General features: G+C 70.5%; 16 protein-coding genes. 13 read left to right on the top strand and 3 right to left on the bottom strand.

Annotated elements, in window-relative coordinates; genetic code table 11:
- Window positions 1-166: 166 nt before the first annotated feature.
- Together B0675_RS17825 and B0675_RS17830 are read right to left on the bottom strand one after the other, a co-directional pair.
- Window positions 167-799, bottom strand: coding sequence for a hypothetical protein (locus tag B0675_RS17825; RefSeq protein ID WP_081219804.1), 633 nt, complete (start codon window positions 797-799; stop codon window positions 167-169).
- Between the two features lie 224 nt (window positions 800-1023).
- Complete coding sequence (locus B0675_RS17830; RefSeq protein ID WP_081219805.1) at window positions 1024-3228, bottom strand: RecQ family ATP-dependent DNA helicase; 2205 nt, start codon at window positions 3226-3228, stop codon at window positions 1024-1026.
- Window positions 3229-3361: 133 nt separating this feature from the next.
- Here B0675_RS17830 and B0675_RS17835 point away from each other — a divergent pair, with 133 nt between their 5' ends.
- The 7 genes from B0675_RS17835 (at window position 3362) to B0675_RS17865 (ending at window position 14495) form a co-directional block, all read left to right on the top strand.
- The gene (locus tag B0675_RS17835) at window positions 3362-5215 is read left to right on the top strand and encodes a DUF4192 domain-containing protein (RefSeq protein ID WP_241539807.1); all 1854 of its coding nucleotides are present in this window, start codon (window positions 3362-3364) and stop codon (window positions 5213-5215) included.
- Window positions 5216-5776: 561 nt separating this feature from the next.
- Window positions 5777-7717 (top strand): glycogen debranching N-terminal domain-containing protein, encoded by a 1941-nt coding sequence (locus tag B0675_RS17840; protein ID WP_107482808.1) that lies wholly within the window; start codon window positions 5777-5779, stop codon window positions 7715-7717.
- Window positions 7718-7848: 131 nt separating this feature from the next.
- The gene (locus B0675_RS17845) at window positions 7849-8607 is read left to right on the top strand and encodes an NUDIX hydrolase (protein ID WP_081219806.1); all 759 of its coding nucleotides are present in this window, start codon (window positions 7849-7851) and stop codon (window positions 8605-8607) included.
- Between the two features lie 125 nt (window positions 8608-8732).
- Complete coding sequence (locus B0675_RS17850) at window positions 8733-10541, top strand: ABC transporter ATP-binding protein (protein ID WP_081219807.1); 1809 nt, start codon at window positions 8733-8735, stop codon at window positions 10539-10541.
- A gap of 162 nt (window positions 10542-10703) precedes the next feature.
- The gene (locus B0675_RS17855; RefSeq protein WP_081219808.1) at window positions 10704-11591 is read left to right on the top strand and encodes an FCD domain-containing protein; all 888 of its coding nucleotides are present in this window, start codon (window positions 10704-10706) and stop codon (window positions 11589-11591) included.
- Between the two features lie 416 nt (window positions 11592-12007).
- A complete protein-coding gene (locus B0675_RS17860; protein ID WP_107482809.1) occupies window positions 12008-13543 on the top strand; it encodes an RNA polymerase sigma factor in 1536 nt (511 codons plus the stop codon).
- Window positions 13544-13676: 133 nt separating this feature from the next.
- Window positions 13677-14495 carry a serine protease gene (locus B0675_RS17865; protein ID WP_081219810.1) on the top strand — a complete coding sequence of 273 codons (819 nt, stop codon included), beginning with the start codon at window positions 13677-13679 and terminating at the stop codon, window positions 14493-14495.
- A gap of 109 nt (window positions 14496-14604) precedes the next feature.
- Here B0675_RS17865 and B0675_RS17870 read toward each other — a convergent pair whose 3' ends face one another.
- Window positions 14605-14835 (bottom strand): hypothetical protein, encoded by a 231-nt coding sequence (locus B0675_RS17870; RefSeq protein WP_081219811.1) that lies wholly within the window; start codon window positions 14833-14835, stop codon window positions 14605-14607.
- 443 nt (window positions 14836-15278) lie between these two features.
- Between B0675_RS17870 and B0675_RS17875 the strand changes: the two genes are divergently transcribed.
- From B0675_RS17875 to B0675_RS17900, 6 genes are all read left to right on the top strand, one after another.
- Window positions 15279-17402 carry a DNA topoisomerase IV subunit B gene (locus B0675_RS17875; RefSeq protein ID WP_081219812.1) on the top strand — a complete coding sequence of 708 codons (2124 nt, stop codon included), beginning with the start codon at window positions 15279-15281 and terminating at the stop codon, window positions 17400-17402.
- 503 nt (window positions 17403-17905) lie between these two features.
- Window positions 17906-18433 carry a CcdC protein domain-containing protein gene (locus B0675_RS17880; RefSeq protein ID WP_081219813.1) on the top strand — a complete coding sequence of 176 codons (528 nt, stop codon included), beginning with the start codon at window positions 17906-17908 and terminating at the stop codon, window positions 18431-18433.
- On the top strand, window positions 18430-19581 hold the full coding sequence (locus tag B0675_RS17885) for a histidine kinase (protein ID WP_081219814.1): 1152 nt from the start codon (window positions 18430-18432) through the stop codon (window positions 19579-19581). Before B0675_RS17880 ends, B0675_RS17885 begins: the two co-directional genes overlap by 4 nt.
- Complete coding sequence (locus B0675_RS17890) at window positions 19578-20264, top strand: response regulator transcription factor (protein WP_081219815.1); 687 nt, start codon at window positions 19578-19580, stop codon at window positions 20262-20264. Before B0675_RS17885 ends, B0675_RS17890 begins: the two co-directional genes overlap by 4 nt.
- 104 nt (window positions 20265-20368) lie before the next feature.
- Window positions 20369-20857 (top strand): DUF485 domain-containing protein, encoded by a 489-nt coding sequence (locus tag B0675_RS17895; protein ID WP_081219816.1) that lies wholly within the window; start codon window positions 20369-20371, stop codon window positions 20855-20857.
- A complete protein-coding gene (locus B0675_RS17900; protein WP_081219817.1) occupies window positions 20854-22446 on the top strand; it encodes a cation acetate symporter in 1593 nt (530 codons plus the stop codon). Before B0675_RS17895 ends, B0675_RS17900 begins: the two co-directional genes overlap by 4 nt.
- The last annotated feature ends 13 nt before the right edge of the window (window positions 22447-22459 follow it).

Genomic DNA, 22459 nt, shown 5'->3' on the forward strand with positions numbered 1-22459 from the left:
GGGCGCACTGGCTGGATCCGTGGCGTCGGCAGACTGTCGGGCGGCACCCGGCTCACTCGATCGGGGCGAGCCATCGAGTGATCATGGCACTCCGCCCTCCCCGTGATGAGCCAGTGGTGCGTCGCCACAGGTCGGTCAGGCGGCGGAACGGCTTGGGGGTGGTCCCTCAGCGTGCGGCGGCCCGGCGCAGTACCTCCGACGCGGCCCCTCCCGTGCGGGGCAGCGGCGGCAGTGCCTCGCCTGTGAAGAACTCCGCTGGGGAGTCCGTGTTGGGCCGGCGCCCACCACGCCCCTCGCCGAGAACCTGCCAGCCGTCACGCGTGAGGGTGATGTACGCACCGCAGCGCAACCCGTGCAGCGTGCAGGCGTCCCGCAGCCCCCACATCCACGCCCCGTCCTCCTCGGTCCAACGCGCGTCGCCGTCCCGGCAGTACAGCAGTACGGCCGTGCGCACCGGAGAGCGGCGCCGCAGGTCGTGCGGGATGACCTTGCGCAACTGGGCGAGCAGCGCGTTGCGGAACATCCAGCCGTCCGCGGGGGCCGAACGCCGCGTGAACGACGCGCTCGCCAGCAGCCGCTCGTCCGGATCGAGCACCGCCACGACCGCCGTCGCCGGTCTCGGCCGGTGTCGGGCGTGCAGCCCGCTGACGACCTCACGGGGATTGCGCAGCAGCGGAATTCCGGCCGAGGCCCATTCGGCGGGTTCGAGCATGCGGGCCAGTGGGTTGGCGGAAGCGGCAGACAGGTCGGCAGACGTCGACATGGCTGCCGCCGAGGACGGAGCGAATCCGAAGGTCACGGTCCTCCCTTCGGCTACGCGCCCAGACTGCGGGCGGGGTCGGACTTGGGGGATGCGCACGCCGCAGCAGAGCCCTACCGGACCACGGGAGAACCGAGCGGGGAGCGGACTCCAATTCTTCCTGTCGAACTGGGTTGCGGCAACGAGCAATTGGGGCCACGGGCCGTTTTCTGGCGATTGGCCGCCTATATACCTGCCCGGTGTTCAGCCGGGGGACACGCGGGTCACGCCTGCACGGCGAGGACCAGCGGCAACACCCCCTGGGCCCCGGCTCTGCGCAGCATCCGTGCGGCCACGGCGAGGGTCCATCCGGTCTCCGTGGCATCGTCCACCAGCAGGATCGGGCCGTCGGCTTCCTTCAGGGCCGCCGCCAGCTCCGGTGACACCGCCAGCGCGCCGTCGAGTGCCTTCAACCGCTGTGCGCTGTTGCTCCGGGAGATGTGTGCGCCGTCGCCGACGTACTCCACCGATCCCAGCAGAGGGAGGCGGCCGATCTCAGCGATACCCGCGCCGAGCGACCGGATCAGCTGCGGCCGTGAACGGGAGGCCACGGTCACGACGCCGACGGGGCGGGGCTGTGCGTCGGACTGCGCGGAGGACCAGCCCCCCGGCCCCTTCGCCCAGTCGGCCAGCACACCGACCACGGCCTTGGCGACGTCGTCCGGTACGGGACCGTCCGGTGCCTGCGGGGCGAGCAGGGGCCGCAGCCGGTTGCCCCAGCCGATGTCCGACAGCCGTCCGAGAGCACGTCCCGGAGACGCCTGTTCGCCCGCCGGGATGCGCCCCTTCAGATCGACGCCGACCGCCGGCAGCCCGGTCGGCCACATCTTGCGGGGTTCGACATCGACGCCCGCGCGCCCGAGTTCTCCGTTCGCCGCGTCCAGTGCCGCTGAGGACACGGATGCCTGGAACCGAGCGCCCGCGCAATTGTCGCAGCGGCCGCACGGTGCGGCTCCCTCGTCGTCCAGCTGCCGCCGCAGGAACTCCATGCGGCACTCGGTCGTGGAGACGTAGTCCCGCATCGCCTGCTGTTCCGCGGCGCGCTGCTTGGCCACCCAGGCGTACCGCTCGGTGTCGTACGTCCAGGGTGTCCCCGTGGAGATCCAGCCGCCCTTGACCCGGTGCACGGCGCCGTCCACGTCAAGCACCTTGAGCATGGTCTCCAGGCGGGATCTGCGCAGATCGACCAGCGGTTCGAGTGCGGGCAGGGACAGCGGGCGCTCCGCCCGGGCCAGTACGTCCAGCGTGCGCCGTACCTGCTCCTCGGGCGGGAAGGCGATCGACGCGAAGTACTCCCAGATGGCCTGGTCCTCCTTGCCGGGCAGGAGCAGCACCTCGGCGTGCTCCACGCCGCGGCCCGCACGTCCCACCTGTTGGTAGTAGGCGATGGGGGAGGAGGGGGAGCCGAGGTGGACCACGAAACCCAGGTCGGGCTTGTCGAAGCCCATGCCGAGCGCCGACGTGGCGACCAGGGCCTTGACGCGGTTGGCGAGGAGGTCCTCCTCGGCCTGCTGACGGTCCGCGTTCTCCGTCTTCCCGGTGTACGACGTCACGGTGTACCCGCTCTGGCGCAGGAACGCGGTGACCTCTTCGGCGGCGGCGACCGTGAGGGTGTAGATGATGCCCGAGCCCGGGAGATCGTCGAGGTGCTCCGCCAGCCAGGCCATCCGGTGCGCGGCGTCGGGCAGCCGCAGCACGTTCAGGCTCAGGCTCTCGCGGTCCAGCGGGCCGCGCAGGACCAGTGCGTCCGTGCTGCCGCCGGTGCCGAGCTGTTCCGCGACATCGGCCGTCACGCGCGCGTTGGCCGTCGCGGTGGTCGCCAGCACCGGGACGCCGGGCGGCAGGTCGGCGAGCATGGTGCGCAGGCGGCGGTAGTCCGGCCGGAAGTCGTGACCCCAGTCGGAGATGCAGTGCGCTTCGTCGACCACCAGCAGGCCCGTGGCGGCGGCCAGCGCGGGCAGCACCTGGTCGCGGAAGTCGGGGTTGTTGAGCCGCTCCGGACTCACCAGCAGGACATCGACCTCGCTCGCCGCCACCTCGGCCTGGATGGTCTCCCACTCCTCCGTGTTGGAGGAGTTGATCGTCCGAGCGCGAATGCCGGCGCGGGCCGCCGCCTCCACCTGGTTGCGCATGAGGGCGAGGAGCGGAGAGACGATCACCGTGGGTCCGGCGCCCCTCTCGCGCAGCAGCGCGGTCGCGACGAAGTACACCGCGGACTTGCCCCAGCCGGTGCGCTGCACGACCAGTGCCCTGCGCTTGTCGGCCACCAGCGCCTCGATGGCGAGCCACTGATCCTCGCGCAGACGAGCCTCCCCCTGCCGGGCGCCGACGAGCCGGGCCAGGACGGTGTCGGCGGCAGCCCGCAGTTCTTCGCGGGCAGCGCCTGGCGGGATATCAGTGGCTGTGGGTCGCGGGTCTTCGTTGGTCATGGCCCCATGCAACCCGATGGGTCGGACAAACCGCGAACGAGACCGTCCACCTGTGGACAACCCTTGGCGTGATCATGGCCATGGTTATCCACAGCCAAAAACGGAATCCCAAGATCCGCGAGATGGTCACCGCATGACGAATCACGACGAAGCGACCGACACGTCCGGTGACGAGAACAGCGAAGTGCAGGGCGCTCCCGACGCCGGCCGCACGCACGACTGGCCGACCGCGGGCGGCGTACAGGGTGGCCGACACCGGATGCGTCACCGAACTGCCTCCGACGGCTGGAGCCTCCCGCACGCTCGCTCGGCCTGCGACGACTCCGTTCCGCCTGAGCACTCCGGACGCTCGGCCGCCGTCGGCGGCGCCAATGGTTCCGGCGCAGAGCGCGTACAAACCACGGGCCAGGCCGCTGACGGCGGTCATCAGGACGGTCCGACGGGCGCCGATGACGTAGCCGGGGCGGCCGGCGCCGCGATCTCGGGCCGGCCGGCGATTCCCGCCGAGACGAAGAATCGAGGCCTGCCGACGCTCCCCGATGCTGCTGGTGGGCAACACGAGGTCACGCATCAGGTGACCCTGCGGACCCCGGCGGAGCTGGCCGACGCGCTGCCCTATCTCCTGGGGTACCGCCCCGAGGACAGCATCGTGCTGGTCGCACTGCACGACCGGGAGCGCCGGGGCAGGATCGGTGGCCGGGCCCGCCTGGGCATCCCCGCGAACGAGGAGGACTGGCCGTCCGTCTCCGAACAGCTGACACAGGGCCTGATCAAAGGAAGCGAGCGGCGCGGAGCCCGGCCCGAGAGCATGGTCGCCTACCTGTGCCAGGAACCCGGATCGGGTGAGTCGGGGCACGACGTCATGGAGCGGCTCCGCCCACTCGCCCAGTTGCTCCGCACAGCCTCCGGACGACTCGACGTTCCGGTCATCGAGGCGCTCTGCATCTCCGACGGCCGCTTCTGGTCGTACACCTGCCCCGGCCAGGGGTGCTGTCCGCCGGAGGGCTCGTCGATGGGGCTTCCCGGCACGTCCGTCCTGGCCGCTGCCGCGACCTATGCGGGTCTTCAGGTGCGCGGTTCCCTGCGGGAGCTGACGGCCAGGCTCACTCCCTGGGAGACCACCGCCGCGCCGGGACAGGAGGTGGCCCTCGACACCGCCAGCATGGCGATCGTCCCGAGGATCCTGGACGACGCAGGCCGCGCCGGGGTGGCCGAGGAAGCCCTCGCACTGGCCCGCCGGATCAGGGACCGACTGGCGGCCGCTCCCGCGGTGCCCGGGATGCGTCCGGCCGATCTGCGTGACGACGGACTCCTGGAGGACGAGGAAGCCGCAACACTGATCCTCGCCCTCCAGGACCGCGCGACCCGCGACCGCGCCGCGGAGTGGATGGAGGGCGACGAAGCAGGTCCGGCCCTGCGCCTGTGGCGCGCGCTGGCCCGCCGCTGCGTCGGCCCCTACCGCGAGCACGCGGCCGCACCCCTCACCCTCGCCGGATGGGTCGCCTGGTCCACCGGCGACGAACTGGAGGCCCGAGAGGCACTCGCGATGGCCCTCGGCTCCGACCCCGACTACCTGTTCGCGCGTCTCCTGCACCAGGCGTGCAACGAGGGCCTGGATCCGGAGTCCATCCGCCGCTGCCTCCGCGCGGAACGAACCGGTCGCGGGCCGGTGCGGAACGTCCAGTCACCCGATCCCGGCGCGCCCCGTTCCCCGGCGGACGCGGAGCCGGACCTGGAAGGGGAATCCCATGGGCTCGGCGCGGCCCCGTCACCAGCCTCGCGGCGCCGCCGGCGTACCCGTATGAGCGTGAGCGCCAGTGTCCGGCCGCCCCGCCGCGGTCCTGGAGCGGCAGGCGGCCAGCGGAGCCGTCCGGTCCAGCCTTCCCGAGTCGGAGATCGACCGGGACGAGCAGGCGACAAGGCGGACGGGCAGCTGCACGCGTCGGGTGGTGACGGAGGCGGGCGAGGCGCGGAAGAGGACGGGTGAGCTGGGTGGCGGCGGGAGCGGGGAGTGCGCGTGCGGAGGACACAGGAGCCTTTATCCCTCGCGGCCGGAGATGGTCGAGAGGTCGGCGGAGCAGTGAGGCCCCGCCCGTGAAGACGTCCTGTGCTCGCCCGGGGCAGGCGATGGCCCCACGACTCAGGGCGGCGGGAGTCCGCCAACGCCCTGCCCGCCGCCATTCGGTCGGCTGAGGGGGCGAAAGCGTGACCCGGGGCGGGGCTGCCCCGTTCACCTGAGTGGCGGAGTCCGGGGCCGGGTTGCGCCGCAGCGTCACCCCCCGAATCCGCGGCGCCACCCATCAGGCGCCGAACGCGTTCCAGGCGCACCGAGCGCGGAGGAAGCCATCCGATGCCCATGACCAGTCCGTCCTCTGCCCCCGACGACGTCCGTCCGTCCGCGACCGACACCGCGCAAGCCGTCAGACGCGCGGGTGACCCGGGGGTCACCCGAGCGGGCATCCGGGACACCGGGCCGCTTTCCCTTCCAGGCGGGCGCGGCCCGACCGCTCCACAGGCACCCCTTGGAGGACCCGGTCGGACGGGGGTGCTGCCGCCCGCCCACACCGCCCTGATCTGCGTCGCACTTCCGGACCTGGCCGTCTCGACGGACGAGGGGCAGCTGAGCGGCCGCGGACTGGAGGGGATCTATCGGGCGGGGCGGCGCCTCCTGGCGCGCTGCCGACTGAGTGTCGCCGGCAGGGAGCCACTCCCCGTGCAGGCACGCATGGTCGCGGCGGACGTGGCCCGCTTCGTGGGCACCCTTCGGGTGGCTCCCGACGCGGGGCCCGACCCGGACGTGGTCGTCGAGCGGACACGCCATGCGGACGGAACCGAGCGGATCACCCTGCGGAGTTCGTCGCCGCGCACACTGCGCCTGCCCGTCGAGATCGCCCTCGGGACGGATCTCGCGGAACTGGGCTCCATCGCCTCCGGCCGCCCGGGCCCCGAGCTGGCACCCAGCGTCCATGCCGCCGGACTCCGCTGGTCCTCCGCCGCGGGACACGTTGCGGTGACCGCCGATCCGCCGCCGGCCGACGCACTGGCCTCGGCGGGACTGTTGCGGTGGGAGGTCGAACTGCCGCCCGGCGGCACGTGGAGCGTGGAGCTGCGGGTCCGCCTCGACGGAGCGGGACCGATCAGAGCCGTCGGCCGGGGCGCCGCGAGCCCGTTCTCCCCGGCGCGGGCAGTGAGCGACAAGCTCGGCGCGGAAGCCCTCCTGCGGACGTCGGTCGAGGATCTTCAGGCGTTGCTGCTGCGCGACCCCCGGCACCCGTCCGACATCCACCTCGCGGCGGGCGCGCCGTGGCGGTGCGGGCTGGCACCGGCCGACGCCCTGGTGGCGGCCCGGATGACGTTGCCCCTCGGGACGCGTCTGGCAGTCGGCACCCTGCGAACCCTGGCCCGCACCCAGCTCACAGGCCCCGGACCGCGTGCCGGGCTGATCCCGGGGCCGCTGCGGGACGCGGGACCACACCTGCCGCCCGGGTGCACGGCGACCGAGGCGACGCTCCTCTTCCCGGTGCTTCTCGCGGAGGCTCGGCGATGGGGACTCCCGGAACAGGAGGTGGAGGAACTGCTCCCTGCGGCCGAGCGCTGCCTCGAATGGCTGCGGACCACGGTCGGCGACGGCACGTATCTCTCCGACGCACAGCCGACCGGACCCCTTCGCTGCGAGACCCAGGCTCACGCCCACCGAGCGGCTCTGCTCGGCGCCGATCTGCTCGACACGTACGGCCGGACGGGAGGTCTGGGACTTCGGCAGTGGGCTCAGGACATGCGGACGGCCTTCCGTGCCGACTTCTGGGCCGATGACCTGGGCGGAGGCAGACCGGCCGCCGCCCGGGCACAGGACGGGCGTCTCGCGCCCCAGCTCGGCTCGAGTGCCGCCCATCTCCTCGACACCGGACTGCTCGGCTCCGGTGAGGCGGCTCCCGGCCTGCTCGACAAGGTGCGCACCGAACAGCTCGCCCGCCTGCTCGGAAGCCCGGCCATGGACTCCGGCTGGGGGCTGCGCAGCCTGGGGGCGAAGGAAACGGCGTACAACCCGTTCGGTCACCGCGCGGGGGCCGTGCGCGTCCAGGAGACAGCTGTGGCGGTCGCCGGGCTTGCCGCCGCGGGCCATGAGAAGGAGGCGGCCTCGCTGCTGTGCGGCGCCTTCGCGGCTGCCCAGTGCTTCGGGCACCGCCTCCCGGACATGTACGCCGGAGAGCAGCGGACGGAAGGCAGCGCCCCGCTCCCGCACCCGGCCGCGTCACGGCCGGCGGCCGTCTCCGCGGCGGCCGCGGTACTGCTGCTCAGCACACTCGCCGGAATCCGCCCCGATGCGCCCGCCGGGACGGTCACCCTGCGTCCGTTCCGAGCTGCGCCTCTGGGCGAGATCGGGCTCACCGGCCTGCGGGTCTCGGGCGCGCCCTTCTCCGTGCGCGTCAGCAGACTGGGACTCGCCATGGTCGAGGAGGCAGGTGACGGGCTGCAGTTGGGACTGTGACATGCCCCGGAACGCGTACGGCGTCGGGGGCCCTCGACGGCCGAGGGGTGTTACCGGACAGAAGTCGATCATCCGTGGTCGGAGCTGACGAACGAGGTGTTTATCGTCAGGCAGACGACTATGATCGCGGCATGCCCTACGACCCGTCAGCCTTTCCGCCCTTCGCCGTGACCGTGGACCTGGTCGTGCTGACCGTGCGCCGCCATGCCCTGTGCGCGTTGGCGGTACGGCGGGGGGAGCAGCCCTTCCAGGGACGGTGGGCGCTGCCCGGCGGATTCGTACGGGACGACGAGGATCTCGCCCAGGCCGCGGCGCGCGAACTGGCCGAGGAGACCGGCCTGAGTGCCCATGACCCTTCCCTGCCCACCCAGGACAACGGCGCGCACCTCGAACAGCTCGCGACCTATGGCGACCCCAAGCGGGATCCCCGGATGAGGGTGGTCAGTGTCGCGCACCTGGCGCTGGCCCCCGATCTGCCCGCGCCCCGGGCCGGCGGCGACGCGAACAGCGCCCGCTGGGCGCCGGTCGAGGAGCTTCTCCAGCAGGGCGGGTACGGGCGGGACGGGGAACAGGTCGCACCCCTCGCCTTCGACCACACCCAGATCCTCTCGGACGGCGTGGAGCGAGCCCGCTCCAAGATCGAATACTCGTCCCTGGCGACTGCTTTCTGCCCGACCGAGTTCACGGTCGGCGAGCTGCGCCGTGTCTACGAGGCGGTGTGGGGCGTGGTGCTGGACCCGCGCAACTTCCATCGCAAGGTGACCGGCACGCCGGGCTTCCTGGTGCCCACAGGCGGCACGACCACCCGCCAGGGCGGCCGCCCCGCCCAGTTGTTCCGCGCCGGCGGCGCCACCCTCCTCAACCCGCCGATGCTGCGCCCCGAGGTCTGACGGGCGGGGAGCGGACGCCGTTTCGGGGTTCTGCGCCTCGACATACTCGCCAGTGCCATGAAGCAGGTCCGCGATGAACCGCATGGTGCCCGGAATTTCCTTTATGTCGCGCTATCTTGCTTTGGGTGATCCAGGCCATCGGACTGACCAGCAACACCCGCAAGGAGCACCCGCCCGCCGTCGACGACGTGTCCTTCGATGCGCACGCGGGCCGTGTCACAGCGCTTCTCGGAGCCCCGGACTCGGGCAATACGACGGCGTTGAAGCTCATGCTCGAACTCCAACAGGGCCGCGGAATCACCTACTTCCGGGGACGCCCGCTGCACCGGATCGCCCATCCGTCCCGCGAGGTCGGCGTCGTCATGGGTGAGGTGCCCGGCCATCCGGCCCGCACGGTGCGAGGTCAACTCCGCATGCTGTGCGCCGCCGTCGGCGTGCCCGTGCGCAGAGCGGACGAAGTGCTCGAAGTGGTGGGCCTCGTCAGCCTCCGCGACGAGCGGCTGAGCACGCTCTCCCGCGGCATGGACCGCCGCCTCGGGCTGGCCTCCGCGCTCCTGTCCGACCCGCACACCCTCGTGCTCGACGATCCGGCGGACGGCCTCTCTCCTCGAGAGGCCCGCTGGTTGCACGGGATTCTGCGCGCCCACGCGGCGCAGGGCGGCACGGTGCTGTTCACCACGAACGACCCCAAGGAGGCCGCCCGGACCGCCGACCGGGTCGTCACCCTGGACCGCGGACGGCTCGTCGCGGACCAGGAGGCCGCGGACTTCGCCCGCACCCGACTGCGTCCGCGCGTGATCGTGCGCAGCCCGCACGCCGCCCGGCTCGGCGCACTCCTGACCAGGGAGGCCCGCACCACGCAACGCTCCGTCGAAGTGGTGCGCGAGGAGGGGAACCGGCTCTCGGTGTACGGCAGCACCTGCGCCGATGTCGGAGAGGCCGCCTTCCGGAACGGCATCCTTGTCCACCAACTCGCGGACGAGGTGGGTGACATGGGGCCCTCGTCGGCGCATCCCCCCGAAACGCGGGAGCAGGCGCCAGATGGGGAGGAGGAGCAGCCGAGCGGTGAGGCGGACGAGTCGCGGACCCGGCCATCGCGTCCCGCCCGAACACCGGCCGAGAGCGGCCCTTCGCTCCTGCCGCCGCCCATCGCCGTACGCCACGCCCCGGGTCCGCTGCGCCCCCTGCGCTACGAACTGCGCCGGTCCGCCGGGGTCGGCACCGGCTATCTCACCGCGGCGGTCGTACTCATCACCTCGGCCGTCCTTTCCGTGCTCCTCGCCCGCATCGGTCACACGCCCCAGGCGCGACTGCTGGCCGCCTGGCCGCTGGAACTTCCGCTGCCGCCGGCTGCACTGGGCGCCGGGCTGCTGGGCGCCCTCGCGTTCGGAGAGGAGTTCCGTCACCCCGCCCTGGCCACGGATCGCGGCACCGTCCCCCGTCGGCTGGGACTGCTCACCGCCAAACTCCTCGTCGCCTCCGCCATCGCCCTGCTGCTCGCCGTCCTCACCGTCGGGTGCGACCTCGAGATGCTCTATCTCGTCTACGGACGGGAGCTCACGAGCGTTCCCGCTGACTGGCTCTCCCTGGGCGCCAGTTGGATCGGGCTCGTGGTCGGGTGCGCGTGGGCCGGTGTACTGGCCGCCGGAATCTTCCGCTCGACGCCGGCCGGACTCGCCGCGGTTCTCGCCGTGCCGATCGTCGTCGTACCACTCGTACAAAAGGTCATGCAGGGCCCGTCTGTGCGGACGGCGGCCGGGTTCTCGGAGCGGTTGCGGGAGCTGGTTCTGGTGCAGTGGCCGTTCGGCGGGGGGCGGTATCTGGCGGCCGGCGTGGAGGTGCTCGCCCAACCTGTGGGCGGCGCTCTGACGTTGTCGCTGACGGCTCTGCTCTGCGCATATCTGCTCACGACCCTGCGGAGCCGGGTCCGGTGACGACCGTCCGGACCCTTCCGTTCCTGCTGTGTACACAACTCCCCGAAGAACGCCCATTTCTTTCCGATAAGGCGTCAATTGCGACGGGGTGAGCGATCACCCTTTCGTGTGCTTTTCACCAAAGACCTCAAGGGAGTTGGGGAGCACGCCGACAAAAGACCCGTGAGTACCCTTGCGCAGACCATGATGACCGCCGCCCGCTCCTCCGACTCCGGCCTGGCAGGCCCGGGCGAACTCGACCGTTACCCCTATGCCGAAGCTCCCGGTGTCGACCGCGTGAGTCCCCCCGTGTGGGAGAGCGCCGAGCCCGAGCTGGGCCGCGTCGGCCGGCGCGCGGCGGGCAGCCGCGGACGCGGGCTGCACGGCCAACTCGTCCAGCAGCTCGGTCAGATGATCGTCTCCGGAGACCTCGGCGCGGACCGTCCGCTCGTGCCCGAGGAGATCGGCCAGCGATTCGAGGTGTCCCGGACCGTCGTCCGTGAGTCCCTCCGCGTCCTTGAGGCCAAGGGGCTGGTCAGTGCCCGCCCGAACGTGGGCACGCGCGTGCGTCCCGTCAGTGACTGGAATCTTCTGGACCCGGACATCATCGAGTGGCGCGCCTTCGGCCCCCAGCGGGACGACCAGCGTCGCGAGCTGGCCGAGCTCCGCTGGACCATCGAGCCGCTCGCCGCGCGCCTCGCCGCCGGACACGGACGCGAGGACATCCAGCAGAGGCTCGGCGACATGGTCGAGATCATGGGCCACGCCATGTCGCAGGGTGACTCCCTGACGTTCTCGCGGGCCGATGCCGAGTTCCACTCGCTGCTCATCCAGCTCGCGGGCAACCGGATGCTGGAACACCTCTCCGGGATCGTGTCGTCCGCTCTGCAGGTCTCCGGAGCTCCGATCACCGGCTGTGACCGACCGAACGAGGCATCCCTGGGGCACCACGGTCGCATCGTGGACGCCCTGGCCGCCGCCGACGGCACTGCTGCCGAGACGGCGATGCGGCAGCTGCTGACCGTCCACCCCGAGGTGGAGCGCGTCGTGCCCGCTCCGCGCGAGCACTGATCGCGCACCGAGGGTGACGCGGTCCGGGGTGTGTGCGTGTCCGGGGCGTCGATCGGTCGGCGAAGCCATCTCCCTCTACCGTCGGGACCTTGCCGGATCCTTCCCCGATCCGGCAAGGTCCCGACGGTGTGACTGCGCGATGGACCATGGACTGACCTGGTCTGACCGCATCCGACCTCTTTTGAGCGCTTACGGGGTGTGACTCGGGCCACGTAGATTGGGCGTAACGCTCAACCGGGCAGCGCGATGACCTAAGAGGTGATAGTCGAGGAGGGAATACAGACGCCGTTCATGGCGCTGTCCCTCTCCCCGGCACCCGCCCGCGCCGTCGGCCCATCCCCAAGTCGGCGGTCGTCGGTTCCTGTCCACAGCGGACGGGGCCGGAAGCCGTTTTCCAACGTTCCGAGAGGTTGTTCGTGTCGGCCAGCACATCCCGTACGCTCCCGCCGGAGATCGCCGAGTCCGTCTCTGTCATGGCGCTCATTGAGCGGGGAAAGGCTGAGGGGCAGATCGCCGGCGATGACGTGCGTCGGGCCTTCGAAGCTGACCAGATTCCGGCCACTCAGTGGAAGAACGTACTGCGCAGCCTCAACCAGATCCTCGAGGAAGAGGGTGTGACGCTGATGGTCAGTGCCGCGGAGCCCAAGCGCACCCGAAAGAGCGTCGCAGCGAAGAGTCCGGCCAAGCGCACCGCCACCAAGACGGTGGCGGCGAAGACGGTGACCGCCAAGAAGGCCACCGCCACCGCGGCTCCGGCCGGCCTCGCCGGCGACCCGGCCGAGGACGAGTCCGCCGTCAAGGCAACTGCCGCCAAGAAGGCGACGGCCAAGAAGGCCGTCGCCAAGAAGACGGTCGCCAAGAAGACCGCGGCCAAGAAGACCACCGCCAAGAAGGACGACGCCGAGCTCGGCGACGACGAGGCGACCGAGGAGACTCCGGCCAAGGCCGGTACCGAGGAGCCCACCGAGGACGGCGCCCAGGGCTTCGTCCTGTCCGACGAGGACGAGGACGATGCGCCCGCGCAGCAGGTCGCCGCCGCCGGTGCCACCGCCGACCCGGTCAAGGACTACCTGAAGCAGATCGGCAAGGTCCCGCTGCTCAACGCCGAGCAGGAGGTCGAGCTCGCCAAGCGCATCGAGGCCGGTCTGTTCGCCGAGGACAAGCTGGCCAACGCCGACAAGCTCGCCCCCAAGCTCAAGCGCGAGCTGGAGATCATCGCCGAGGACGGGCGCCGCGCCAAGAACCACCTCCTGGAGGCCAACCTCCGCCTGGTGGTCTCCCTGGCCAAGCGCTACACCGGCCGCGGCATGCTCTTCCTGGACCTCATCCAGGAGGGCAACCTCGGTCTGATCCGCGCGGTCGAGAAGTTCGACTACACCAAGGGCTACAAGTTCTCCACGTACGCCACGTGGTGGATCCGTCAGGCGATCACCCGCGCGATGGCCGACCAGGCCCGCACCATCCGTATCCCGGTGCACATGGTCGAGGTCATCAACAAGCTCGCGCGCGTGCAGCGCCAGATGCTCCAGGACCTGGGCCGCGAGCCCACTCCGGAGGAGCTGGCCAAGGAACTGGACATGACCCCTGAGAAGGTCATCGAGGTCCAGAAGTACGGCCGTGAGCCCATCTCGCTGCACACCCCTCTGGGTGAGGACGGTGACAGTGAGTTCGGTGACCTCATCGAGGACTCCGAGGCCGTCGTTCCGGCCGACGCGGTCAGCTTCACGCTCCTCCAGGAGCAGCTGCACTCGGTTCTCGACACCCTGTCCGAGCGCGAGGCGGGCGTCGTCTCGATGCGCTTCGGTCTCACCGACGGTCAGCCGAAGACCCTCGACGAGATCGGCAAGGTGTACGGCGTGACCCGTGAGCGGATCCGCCAGATCGAGTCCAAGACGATGTCGAAGCTGCGTCACCCGTCGCGTTCCCAGGTGCTGCGCGACTACCTCGACTAGGCCTCGGCCTTACGTTACGGAGGGCCCGGTTCCCCACAGGGGAGCCGGGCCCTCGGCATGTGCGCGGCATGCGTGCCCGTGTCCGCTGGATCACTGTGGGTGTTCCATGGTCATCCCAGTGTGAGGAGCGCGCATGCGTCGTCCCTTTGCCTCCGTCCTGGCCCTTGCGGCCGCCGCAGCGGTGATACCGCTGACCTCGCCCGCCCAGGCGGCGGTCGACAGCATCGTCGTCGGCAGCTACCCGGTCCAGATCTCCGACAGTCCCTGGACGGTCGCGCTGTCCAGCCGTGACCGGTTCGGAGGTACGCGCGCGGGACAGTTCTGCGGAGGGGTGGTCATCGGCCCGACCACCGTCCTGACCGCCGCCCACTGTCTGGGCAGCGATGTGCTGGGCTCGCCACCCCGTCAGGCTCGCGATCTGAAGGTCATCGCCGGCCGCGGAGACCTGCTGGCCAGTGACGGAAAGGAGATCCCGGTACGCGACATCTGGATCAATCCGCACTATGACACCTACACGAACTCCGGCGACTTCGGCGTGCTGACGCTGTCGGAGCCGCTGTCCGCCGCCGCGGTGATCCGCATGGCCCCCTCGGGACACCCTGCCTACGAGGCCGGGACGGCCGCCAAGGTCTACGGCTGGGGCGACACGACCGGCGGCGGCGACTACGCGCGCAGCCTGCGGGCCGCGGACGTACACGTCCTGTCCGACGACGCCTGCAGGCGGGCGTACCCGGGCAGTGCGGACGGCACGTACGACGCCGCGTCCATGGTGTGCGCCGGTGAACCGGGCGGCGGCCGTGACGCCTGCCAGGGGGACAGCGGCGGGCCGCTCGTCGCCCAGGGGCGTCTCATCGGCCTGGTGTCCTGGGGGAGCGGCTGTGGGCGCCCTGGGAGCCCTGGCGTGTACACCCGGGTGTCCGAGGCCGCTCGTGCGCTCGGAGCCGCTCACTGAGGCCTTCAGGCGCCGTGGTACGAGTGTGGGCGGTCACTCCCTGGAGTCCAGGAAGCGGCCGCCCACTCACCGGCCTGTCGCCGGCACCCGCTCGTCGTTGATGCGAAGGTCAGTGTTCTTCGTCGTTGACGCTTTCGGGAGCGGACGTGAGCCGCTCCGTCTCGTCCTGTATCTCAGCGGCGATCTTCTTGAGTTCCGGCTCGAACTTGCGACCGTGGTGGGCGCAGAAGAGCAGTTCTCCGCCGCTCAGGAGGACGACGCGCAGATATGCCTGGGCGCCGCAACGGTCGCAGCGGTCAGCGGCCGTCAGCGGGCTCGCGGGGGTCAGAACAGTAGTCACGTCGCCTCTTCTCTAGCTCGACGAGCTGTCGTACCAGGGTCAACATCCAACCAGGCCGAAAACGTTCCCGCTCGCGGCTTTTCCTCGAAATTTTCTTTCGAGACGGTTGTCTGCTGCCGGTTGGCGGCGAATGAGCCGTATTGCGTGTCTTCGTGTCTGTACGGGTTCGCGCTGTCTGTCAGGGGGTCTGTCCGCCCGGCTGGGTTGCCGGTTGTTCATGAGGACGTGCCCGGAGCCTAAATGGTTCATGCCTCGAAGGGAACGTGATATGTACTTCACTCCATCGAGGGATCGAACACCCATGCGACCCTGGACTAGTGTGAGTTTAGTGCGAGGGTGGCGTTACAACGGCTCTACCAGGCCTCGGTACCCTCTGAGCGGCAACCGAAGCCGGGCCCTTACCCAAAAGGGTCCCACCTGAAATTCAGCGAGGAGCGAACCGCGTGACCGCCGAGACGTCCGTGCCGTCCACAGCGCTGCTGACCGGAGCAGACCGGGACGGTTCCAACTACACCGCGCGGCACCTGCTCGTCCTTGAGGGGCTCGAAGCCGTCCGCAAGCGCCCTGGCATGTACATCGGCTCGACCGACAGTCGTGGCCTGATGCACTGCCTCTGGGAGATCATCGACAACTCCGTGGACGAGGCCCTCGGGGGCTACTGCGACCACATCGACGTGATCCTTCACGACGACGGCTCCGTCGAGGTGAAGGACAACGGCCGTGGCATCCCCGTCGACGTGGAGCCCAAGACGGGGCTCTCCGGCGTCGAGGTCGTCATGACCAAGCTCCACGCCGGCGGAAAGTTCGGAGGCGGCTCCTACGCGGCCTCCGGCGGTCTGCACGGCGTGGGCGCCTCTGTGGTGAACGCCCTCTCGGCCCGCCTGGACGTCGAGGTGGACCGCAGCGGCAACACGCACGCGGTGAGCTTCCGGCGGGGCACCCCCGGAGCCTTCAAGGCCGACGGGCCCGACTCCGCCTTCGACCCGACGACCGGGCTCCGCAAGGTCAAGCGGATCCCGAAGAACCGCACCGGCACGCGCGTGCGCTACTGGGCCGACCGCCAGATCTTCCTCAAGGACGCAAAGCTCTCCTTGGACCATCTCCACCAGCGTGCCCGCCAGACCGCTTTCCTGGTCCCGGGACTCACCATCGTCGTCCGTGACGAGTTCGGGCTCGGTGAGGGCGGCAGCAAGGGCGAGGAGTCGTTCCGCTTCGACGGCGGGATCAGCGAGTTCTGCGAGTACCTGGCCAGTGACAAGCCGGTCTGCGACGTGCTCCGCTTCTCCGGGCAGGGCTCCTTCAAGGAGACGGTTCCCGTCCTCGACGACCACGGGCAGATGACCCCGACCGAGGTCACCCGCGAACTCGGCGTCGACGTCGCGCTGCGCTGGGGCACGGGGTACGACACGACCCTCAAGTCCTTCGTGAACATCATCGCCACTCCCAAGGGCGGCACCCACGTCGCCGGCTTCGAGCAGGCCGTGGCCAAGACGATGAACGAGGTCCTGCGGGCCAAGAAGATGCTCCGGGTCGCCGAGGACGACATCGTCAAGGACGACGCCCTGGAGGGTCTCACCGCAGTCGTCACCGTGCGCCTCGCCGAACCCCAGTTCGAGGGGCAGACCAAGGAGGTCCTCGGGACCTCGGCGGCACGCCGCATCGTGACGAACGTGGTGAGCAAGGAACTCAAGGCATTCCTGACCACCACGAAGCGTGACGCCGCGGCTCAGGCCCGGGTGGTCATGGAGAAGGCCGTCTCGGCCGCCCGGACGCGGATCGCCGCCCGTCAGCACAAGGACGCCCAGCGCCGTAAGACAGCCCTGGAGTCCTCCTCGCTGCCCGCCAAGCTCGCCGACTGCCGCAGCGACGACGTGGGCCGCAGCGAACTGTTCATCGTCGAGGGCGACTCCGCGCTCGGTACGGCGAAGCTGGCTCGGAACTCCGAGTTCCAGGCGCTGCTGCCGATCCGCGGCAAGATCCTCAACGTTCAGAAGGCGTCCGTCACGGACATGCTGAAGAACGCCGAGTGCGGCGCGATCATCCAGGTCATAGGAGCCGGGTCGGGCCGGACCTTCGACATCGACGCGGCGCGGTACGGGAAGATCATCCTTCTCGTCGACGCCGATGTGGACGGCGCGCACATCCGGATCCTGCTGCTGACCCTCTTCCAGCGCTACATGCGGCCCATGGTCGAGGCCGGGCGGGTGTTCGCCGCGGTGCCGCCGCTGCACCGGATCGAGCTCAGTCAGCCCAAGAAGGGGCAGGACAAGTACGTCTACACGTACTCGGACCGTGAGCTGCGGGACACGCTGCTCGAGTTCCAGCGCAAGGGTGTGCGCTACAAGGACTCGATCCAGCGGTACAAGGGTCTCGGCGAGATGGACGCCGATCAGCTGGCCGAGACGACGATGGATCCGCGGTACCGGACCCTGCGACGGATCAACATCTCCGATCTGGACGCTTCCGAGCAGGTGTTCGACCTGCTGATGGGGAACGATGTGGCTCCGCGCAAGGAGTTCATCTCCAGCTCGGCTGCGACGTTGGACCGGTCGCGCATCGACGCATAGCCCTGCGGGTGAGATGGCGGTGCGGCTCCGGTCCGGTAGGTGGGTCGGGGCCGTGCCGGTACATCCGCCCGTCGCTGTTGGATCAGACGTGGGTCGAGAGGCGGGAGCTGCTCGATCCGGGCGTGACCGACGGGCATCTGATGTACCGGCACGGCCCCTCGCGCCGGACGCCGTCTGCGGGCAGCGGCCGGCCGGGGCGCGTCCCTTTCGTCGGGTGCCGGGTACGGGCGTGAATTTCGGGCCCTCCGGCGTTTGAGGCGCGGGGTCCGGGGCGGAGCCCCAGGGATGGGACGGGTAGGGGCGGCGGGGGTGAAGCACGTCCTCCGTCAGGCCGGGAGTTGGTCGGGGGCGGGGGCTCCACCCGTGGGTGGAGGAGCGAGGGCATGGAGGATCCACCCGCGATCCACCTGGGCTCCGATTTGCTGAGCAGGCGATTTCCGTAGCGTCGTGGATGTCGGCAGCACCCGCCGCCGACATCCGCTCCTCGCCCACGGAGGCCCTGCATGTCCGGGCTCATGAACGCAGTCGTGATCGTCGCCGTCGCCGTCCTGGTGATCGCGCGCCAGTTCCGGGCCACTCGTATCGGCACGGACAGGCGGTGGTGGCTCGTGCCCGCCGTTCTCGCCTTCATCGCCCTGCGCGAACCCGGCCTGATCGACCCGCATCACCAGCTCGAGGCGTCCGTACTGCTGGGCACCGAGCTGGTCATGGGGCTGGCGATCGGAGCCGGCTGGGCGTGGACGACCCGGATATGGGCCGAGCCGGACGGAGCCCTGTGGAGCAAGAGCACCAAGGCGAGCGGGGCCATCTGGATCGGCGGGATATGCCTGCGTGGTGGCCTCTTCGGCCTGGGCGCGCTGCTGGGCGTGCACCAGGACTCCGCCGCACTGATGCTCGGGCTGGCGGCCACCCTGCTGGTTCGTGCCGGAGTGGTGATGTGGCGGGCGCAGTCCCTGCGGCCGACGGCGTACGGACAGGCCTCGGCGTACGGTGACGGCGTGGCGCAGGCCCGGTGGAAGGAGCGCGTGTGACCGACAACGCGTGGACACGCTGGCCCTCCCGGGAGGCCCTCTCGCGAGAAGGCGTGCACACGGCCCGCCGCGTGCTCGGCCGCGTCACCCGATCCATCGCCCTCGGCATTCTCATCGCGACGACCCTCACGAACACCGAGCTGAACGGATGGGCCCTCGCCGGAGGTGCCGTGGGCATCGTGGTGTGCGGGTTCCTCGCCTGGGCCTTCTGGCGGACCACGCTGGAGAACCGCCTACTGCCCTCCCTGGGGCTGCTCGCCGCTCTGCTGACGATCGCGACGGTGGGGCAGGGGGTGGGGTTCCGGATCGCGTCTCTCGTCCTGCTGTGCGGCTGCGCCATCAATGCCATCGAACGGCTGCCCCTCGCGTACGCGATGCCCGCCACGGCCGTAGCCCTGTGCGCGTTCGCGGCGGTCAACAACGACGCCTGGCTGACGACTGCGGCCACCACGGTCGGCCTGGCCCTCGCCGGGTACGTCGTGCGCCTCGACGCGGAGGCGCGGGGGAGCGCGCAGCGGCTGCTGGCCCAGGAGCGTGCGGCTCGTGTGGCCGAGGCGGAGTCGGCGGCGCTCGCCGAGCGCGCCCGTATCGCCCGGGAGATCCACGACGTGCTCGCGCACAGCCTGTCCGCGCAGCTGGTGCACCTCGAGGCGGCGCGGCTGCTGATCGAGAGAGGTGCCGACCAGGCGACGGTTCTGGAACGAGTCGTGGCGGCCAGGGGCATGGCCCGTGAGGGGCTCGCGGAAACCCGGCAGGCGCTCTCGGCGCTCCGGGGTGAGATGTCTCCGGTGGAGGACTTTCTCGGCGAGCTCGTCACCACCAATGAACGCGCCGATGTCACGGTGACGGGCGAGCGTCAGCTACTGCCGGCGGAGGCGTCGCAGGCGGTGCGCCGGGTCGCCCAGGAAGCGCTGACGAACGTGCGCAAGCACGCTCCGGGCGCCAAGGTCCACATCCGGCTGGACTACGGCGAGCACGAAGTGACGCTGGATGTCCGGGACTCGGGAGGAAGGCCGGGCGAGCTGAGTGGTTCGGGAGCCGGGTACGGTCTGCTGGGCATGCGGGAGCGTGCCGAGCTGCTGGGCGGCTCGCTGGAGGCCGGCCCGGGCGAGGAGGGGTTCGTGGTGACGTTGAGGGTGCCCGTATGACCGAGCGGGAGGAAGGCGGGAAGCCGGCCCGAGTCGTCGTGGCGGACGACCAGACGGTCGTGCGTGAGGGCATCGTGATGCTGCTGGGCCTGCTGCCCGGGATCGAGGTCGTCGGCGCGGCTGGTGACGGGAACGAAGCGGTGGAGCTGGTGGCCAGGCTCGCTCCGGACGTCGTCCTGATGGACCTGCGGATGCCGCGCTGCGACGGGGTCGAGGCGACCCGGCGCATCCGGTCCGAGCATCCCGGGACGCAGGTGGTCGTCCTGACGACGTACGCCGACGACGAGTCGTTGTTCCCCGCACTCAGAGCGGGGGCCCGCGGCTATCTCACCAAGGACGCCGGGGGCGACGAGATCGTGCGGGCCGTGGAGAGCGTGCTCTCCGGGGACGCCGGCCTGTCGCCGAGCGTGCAACGAAGACTGCTGGAGCGCCTGTCGGATCCGCAACCGGAGCCGGGCCCGCCGCCGGAGGCGCCGGACGGGCTCACGTCGCGCGAGACGGAAGTGCTCCTGCTGATCGCCGAAGGCCTCAGCAACCAGGAGATCGCCCGGGCGCTCCATGTGTCCACGGCCACGGTGAAGACCCATATCAACAACCTCTTCGCCAAGACGGGGCTCAAGGACCGTGCGCAAGCCGTCCGTTACGCCTATGGGAAGGGTCTCGTACGGCCACCGGCGGGCTGAGTCACCTGATGGGGTGAAGAGCGCGGAGAGAAGAGTCCGGGATCTTCCCGATCTGCACATCCTTGGGCACGCGGCCGAAACGGGTCGCGGACAAGGAGAGTTCGGTGGAGAAGCACGACGGCGGCGACACCGGGGAGGTCCGGTTCGACGACCCCTGGTACGACGCGCTGGCTTCCGGTTGGGGTGAGTTGGACGGCACGGGAGCACCTGCTCCGGCCGTGCCGCCCGCCCGCTCGGAGCACGAAGGACGGACCGGCGGGGCGGCCGACGTCTATCTGGAGGTGCAGCGAAGTGCTGCTTTCCAGGAGGTGCGCAGCCGGTACCGCAGGTTCGTGATCCCTGCCGTCGCCGTCTTCTTCCCTTGGTACGTGGGCTATGTGGTGACCGCGACGACAGCGCCGGGGTTCATGGCGCGGCCGGTGGCCGGTGCGGTGAACGTGGCGCTGGTCGCGGGGCTCGGGCAGTTCCTGACGACGTTCGTCCTGGCCTGGGCGTACGCACGGCACGCGCGGTTGCGCAGGGACCGGGCGGCGCTCGACCTGCGCTGGGACACCCAGGAGCTGACGCGCAACGTCAGAGGCGGTGACCGGTGAGCGGGAACCATCAGACCCTGGCGTTGCTGCTGTTCAGCATGTTCGTGGCGGTGACGCTGGCCATCACGACGTGGGTGAGCCGCAACCGGCATGGCTCGGCGGAGGAGTTCTACGCCGGCGGGCGGTTGTTCTCGCCGATGGAGAATGGTTTTGCCATCTCCGGGGACTACATGTCGGCCGCGTCGTTCCTCGGCGTCACCGGACTCATCGCCCTCTACGGCTACGACGGCCTGCTGTACGTCGTGGGCTTTCTGGTGGCCTGGCTCGTCGTGCTGTTCCTGGTCGCCGAACTGGTGCGCAACTGCGGTCGGTTCACGCTCGCCGACGTCGTCGCCGCCCGGATGAGTGAGCGGCCGGTGCGGATCGCGGCGGGAACTTCCTCCGTGACGGTGTCCGTTCTCTATCTGGTGGCACAGATGGTGGGCGCGGGCAGTCTGGTCTCGCTGCTCCTCGGAGGCACGAGCGAGGCGGCGCGGAACTGGACGGTCATCGGGGTGGGCGCGCTCATGGTGATCTATGTGTCGATGGGAGGGATGCGGGCGACCACGTGGATCCAGATCGTCAAGGCGGTTCTGCTGCTGGGCGGGTCCGTCGTCCTCACCGTCCTCGTCCTGGTGCGGTTCCACGGGGACTTCAACGACCTGCTGCGTTCCGCCGCGGCGCGCAGTGGGCACGGCAAGGCCTTCCTCGTGCCCGGGCTGCGGTACGGCGGGGACTGGACGGCGCGCTTCGACTTCATGAGCCTCGGGCTCGCGCTGGTGCTCGGGACGGCAGGGCTGCCGCACATCCTGTCGCGCTTCTACACCGTGCCGACGGCACGGGCCGCCCGTCGCTCGGTGGTGTGGTCGATCGGACTGATCGGCGGCTTCTATCTGATGACCATCGTGCTGGGCTTCGGCGCGGCGGCGATCGTCGGTCCTGAGGCGGTCCGCGGGTCGAACGCGGCGGGCAACACCGCAGTTCCGCTGCTGGCCCTCGACCTCGGCGGCGGAGTCAACTCCACGGGTGGAACGGTTCTGTTCGCGGTCGTCGCCGCCATCGCCTTCGCCACCATCCTCGCGGTCGTCGCCGGAATCACTCTCGCGTCCTCGGCGGCGGTGGCGCACGACCTGTACGCGACCATGCGCCGGCGGAACGCGAAGCCGCGCAGCGAGGTCGCCGTCGCGCGTGCGGCCTCGGTCGGGATCGGCGTGGTCGCCATCGCCCTGGGGCTCCTGGCCCGCGATCTGAACGTGGCCTTTCTGGTGGGCCTCGCCTTCGCGGTCGCCGCGTCCGCGAACCTTCCTGTGCTGCTGTACTCCCTGTTCTGGCGCAACTTCACGACGCGCGGCGCCGTGTGGGCCGTATACGGCGGACTCGTGCCCTCGCTGCTGCTCGTCCTGTTGTCGCCTGTGGTGTCCGGGAGTCCCGGATCGCTGTTCCCGGGTGTGGACTTCCAGTACTTCCCGCTGGAGAACCCCGGTCTCGTCTCGATCCCCCTCGGTTTCGTGGCGGGCTGGCTCGGGACGGTCACCTCGCACGAGCCGCCGGACGAGGCCAAGCACGCCGAGATCGAGGTGCGCGCGCTCACCGGCGCGGGGGCCGTCTGACACAGGTCCGGCC

Origin of the sequence: Streptomyces sp. M41(2017) (genome assembly GCF_002078175.1) — a bacterium.
Lineage (GTDB): Bacteria > Actinomycetota > Actinomycetes > Streptomycetales > Streptomycetaceae > Streptomyces.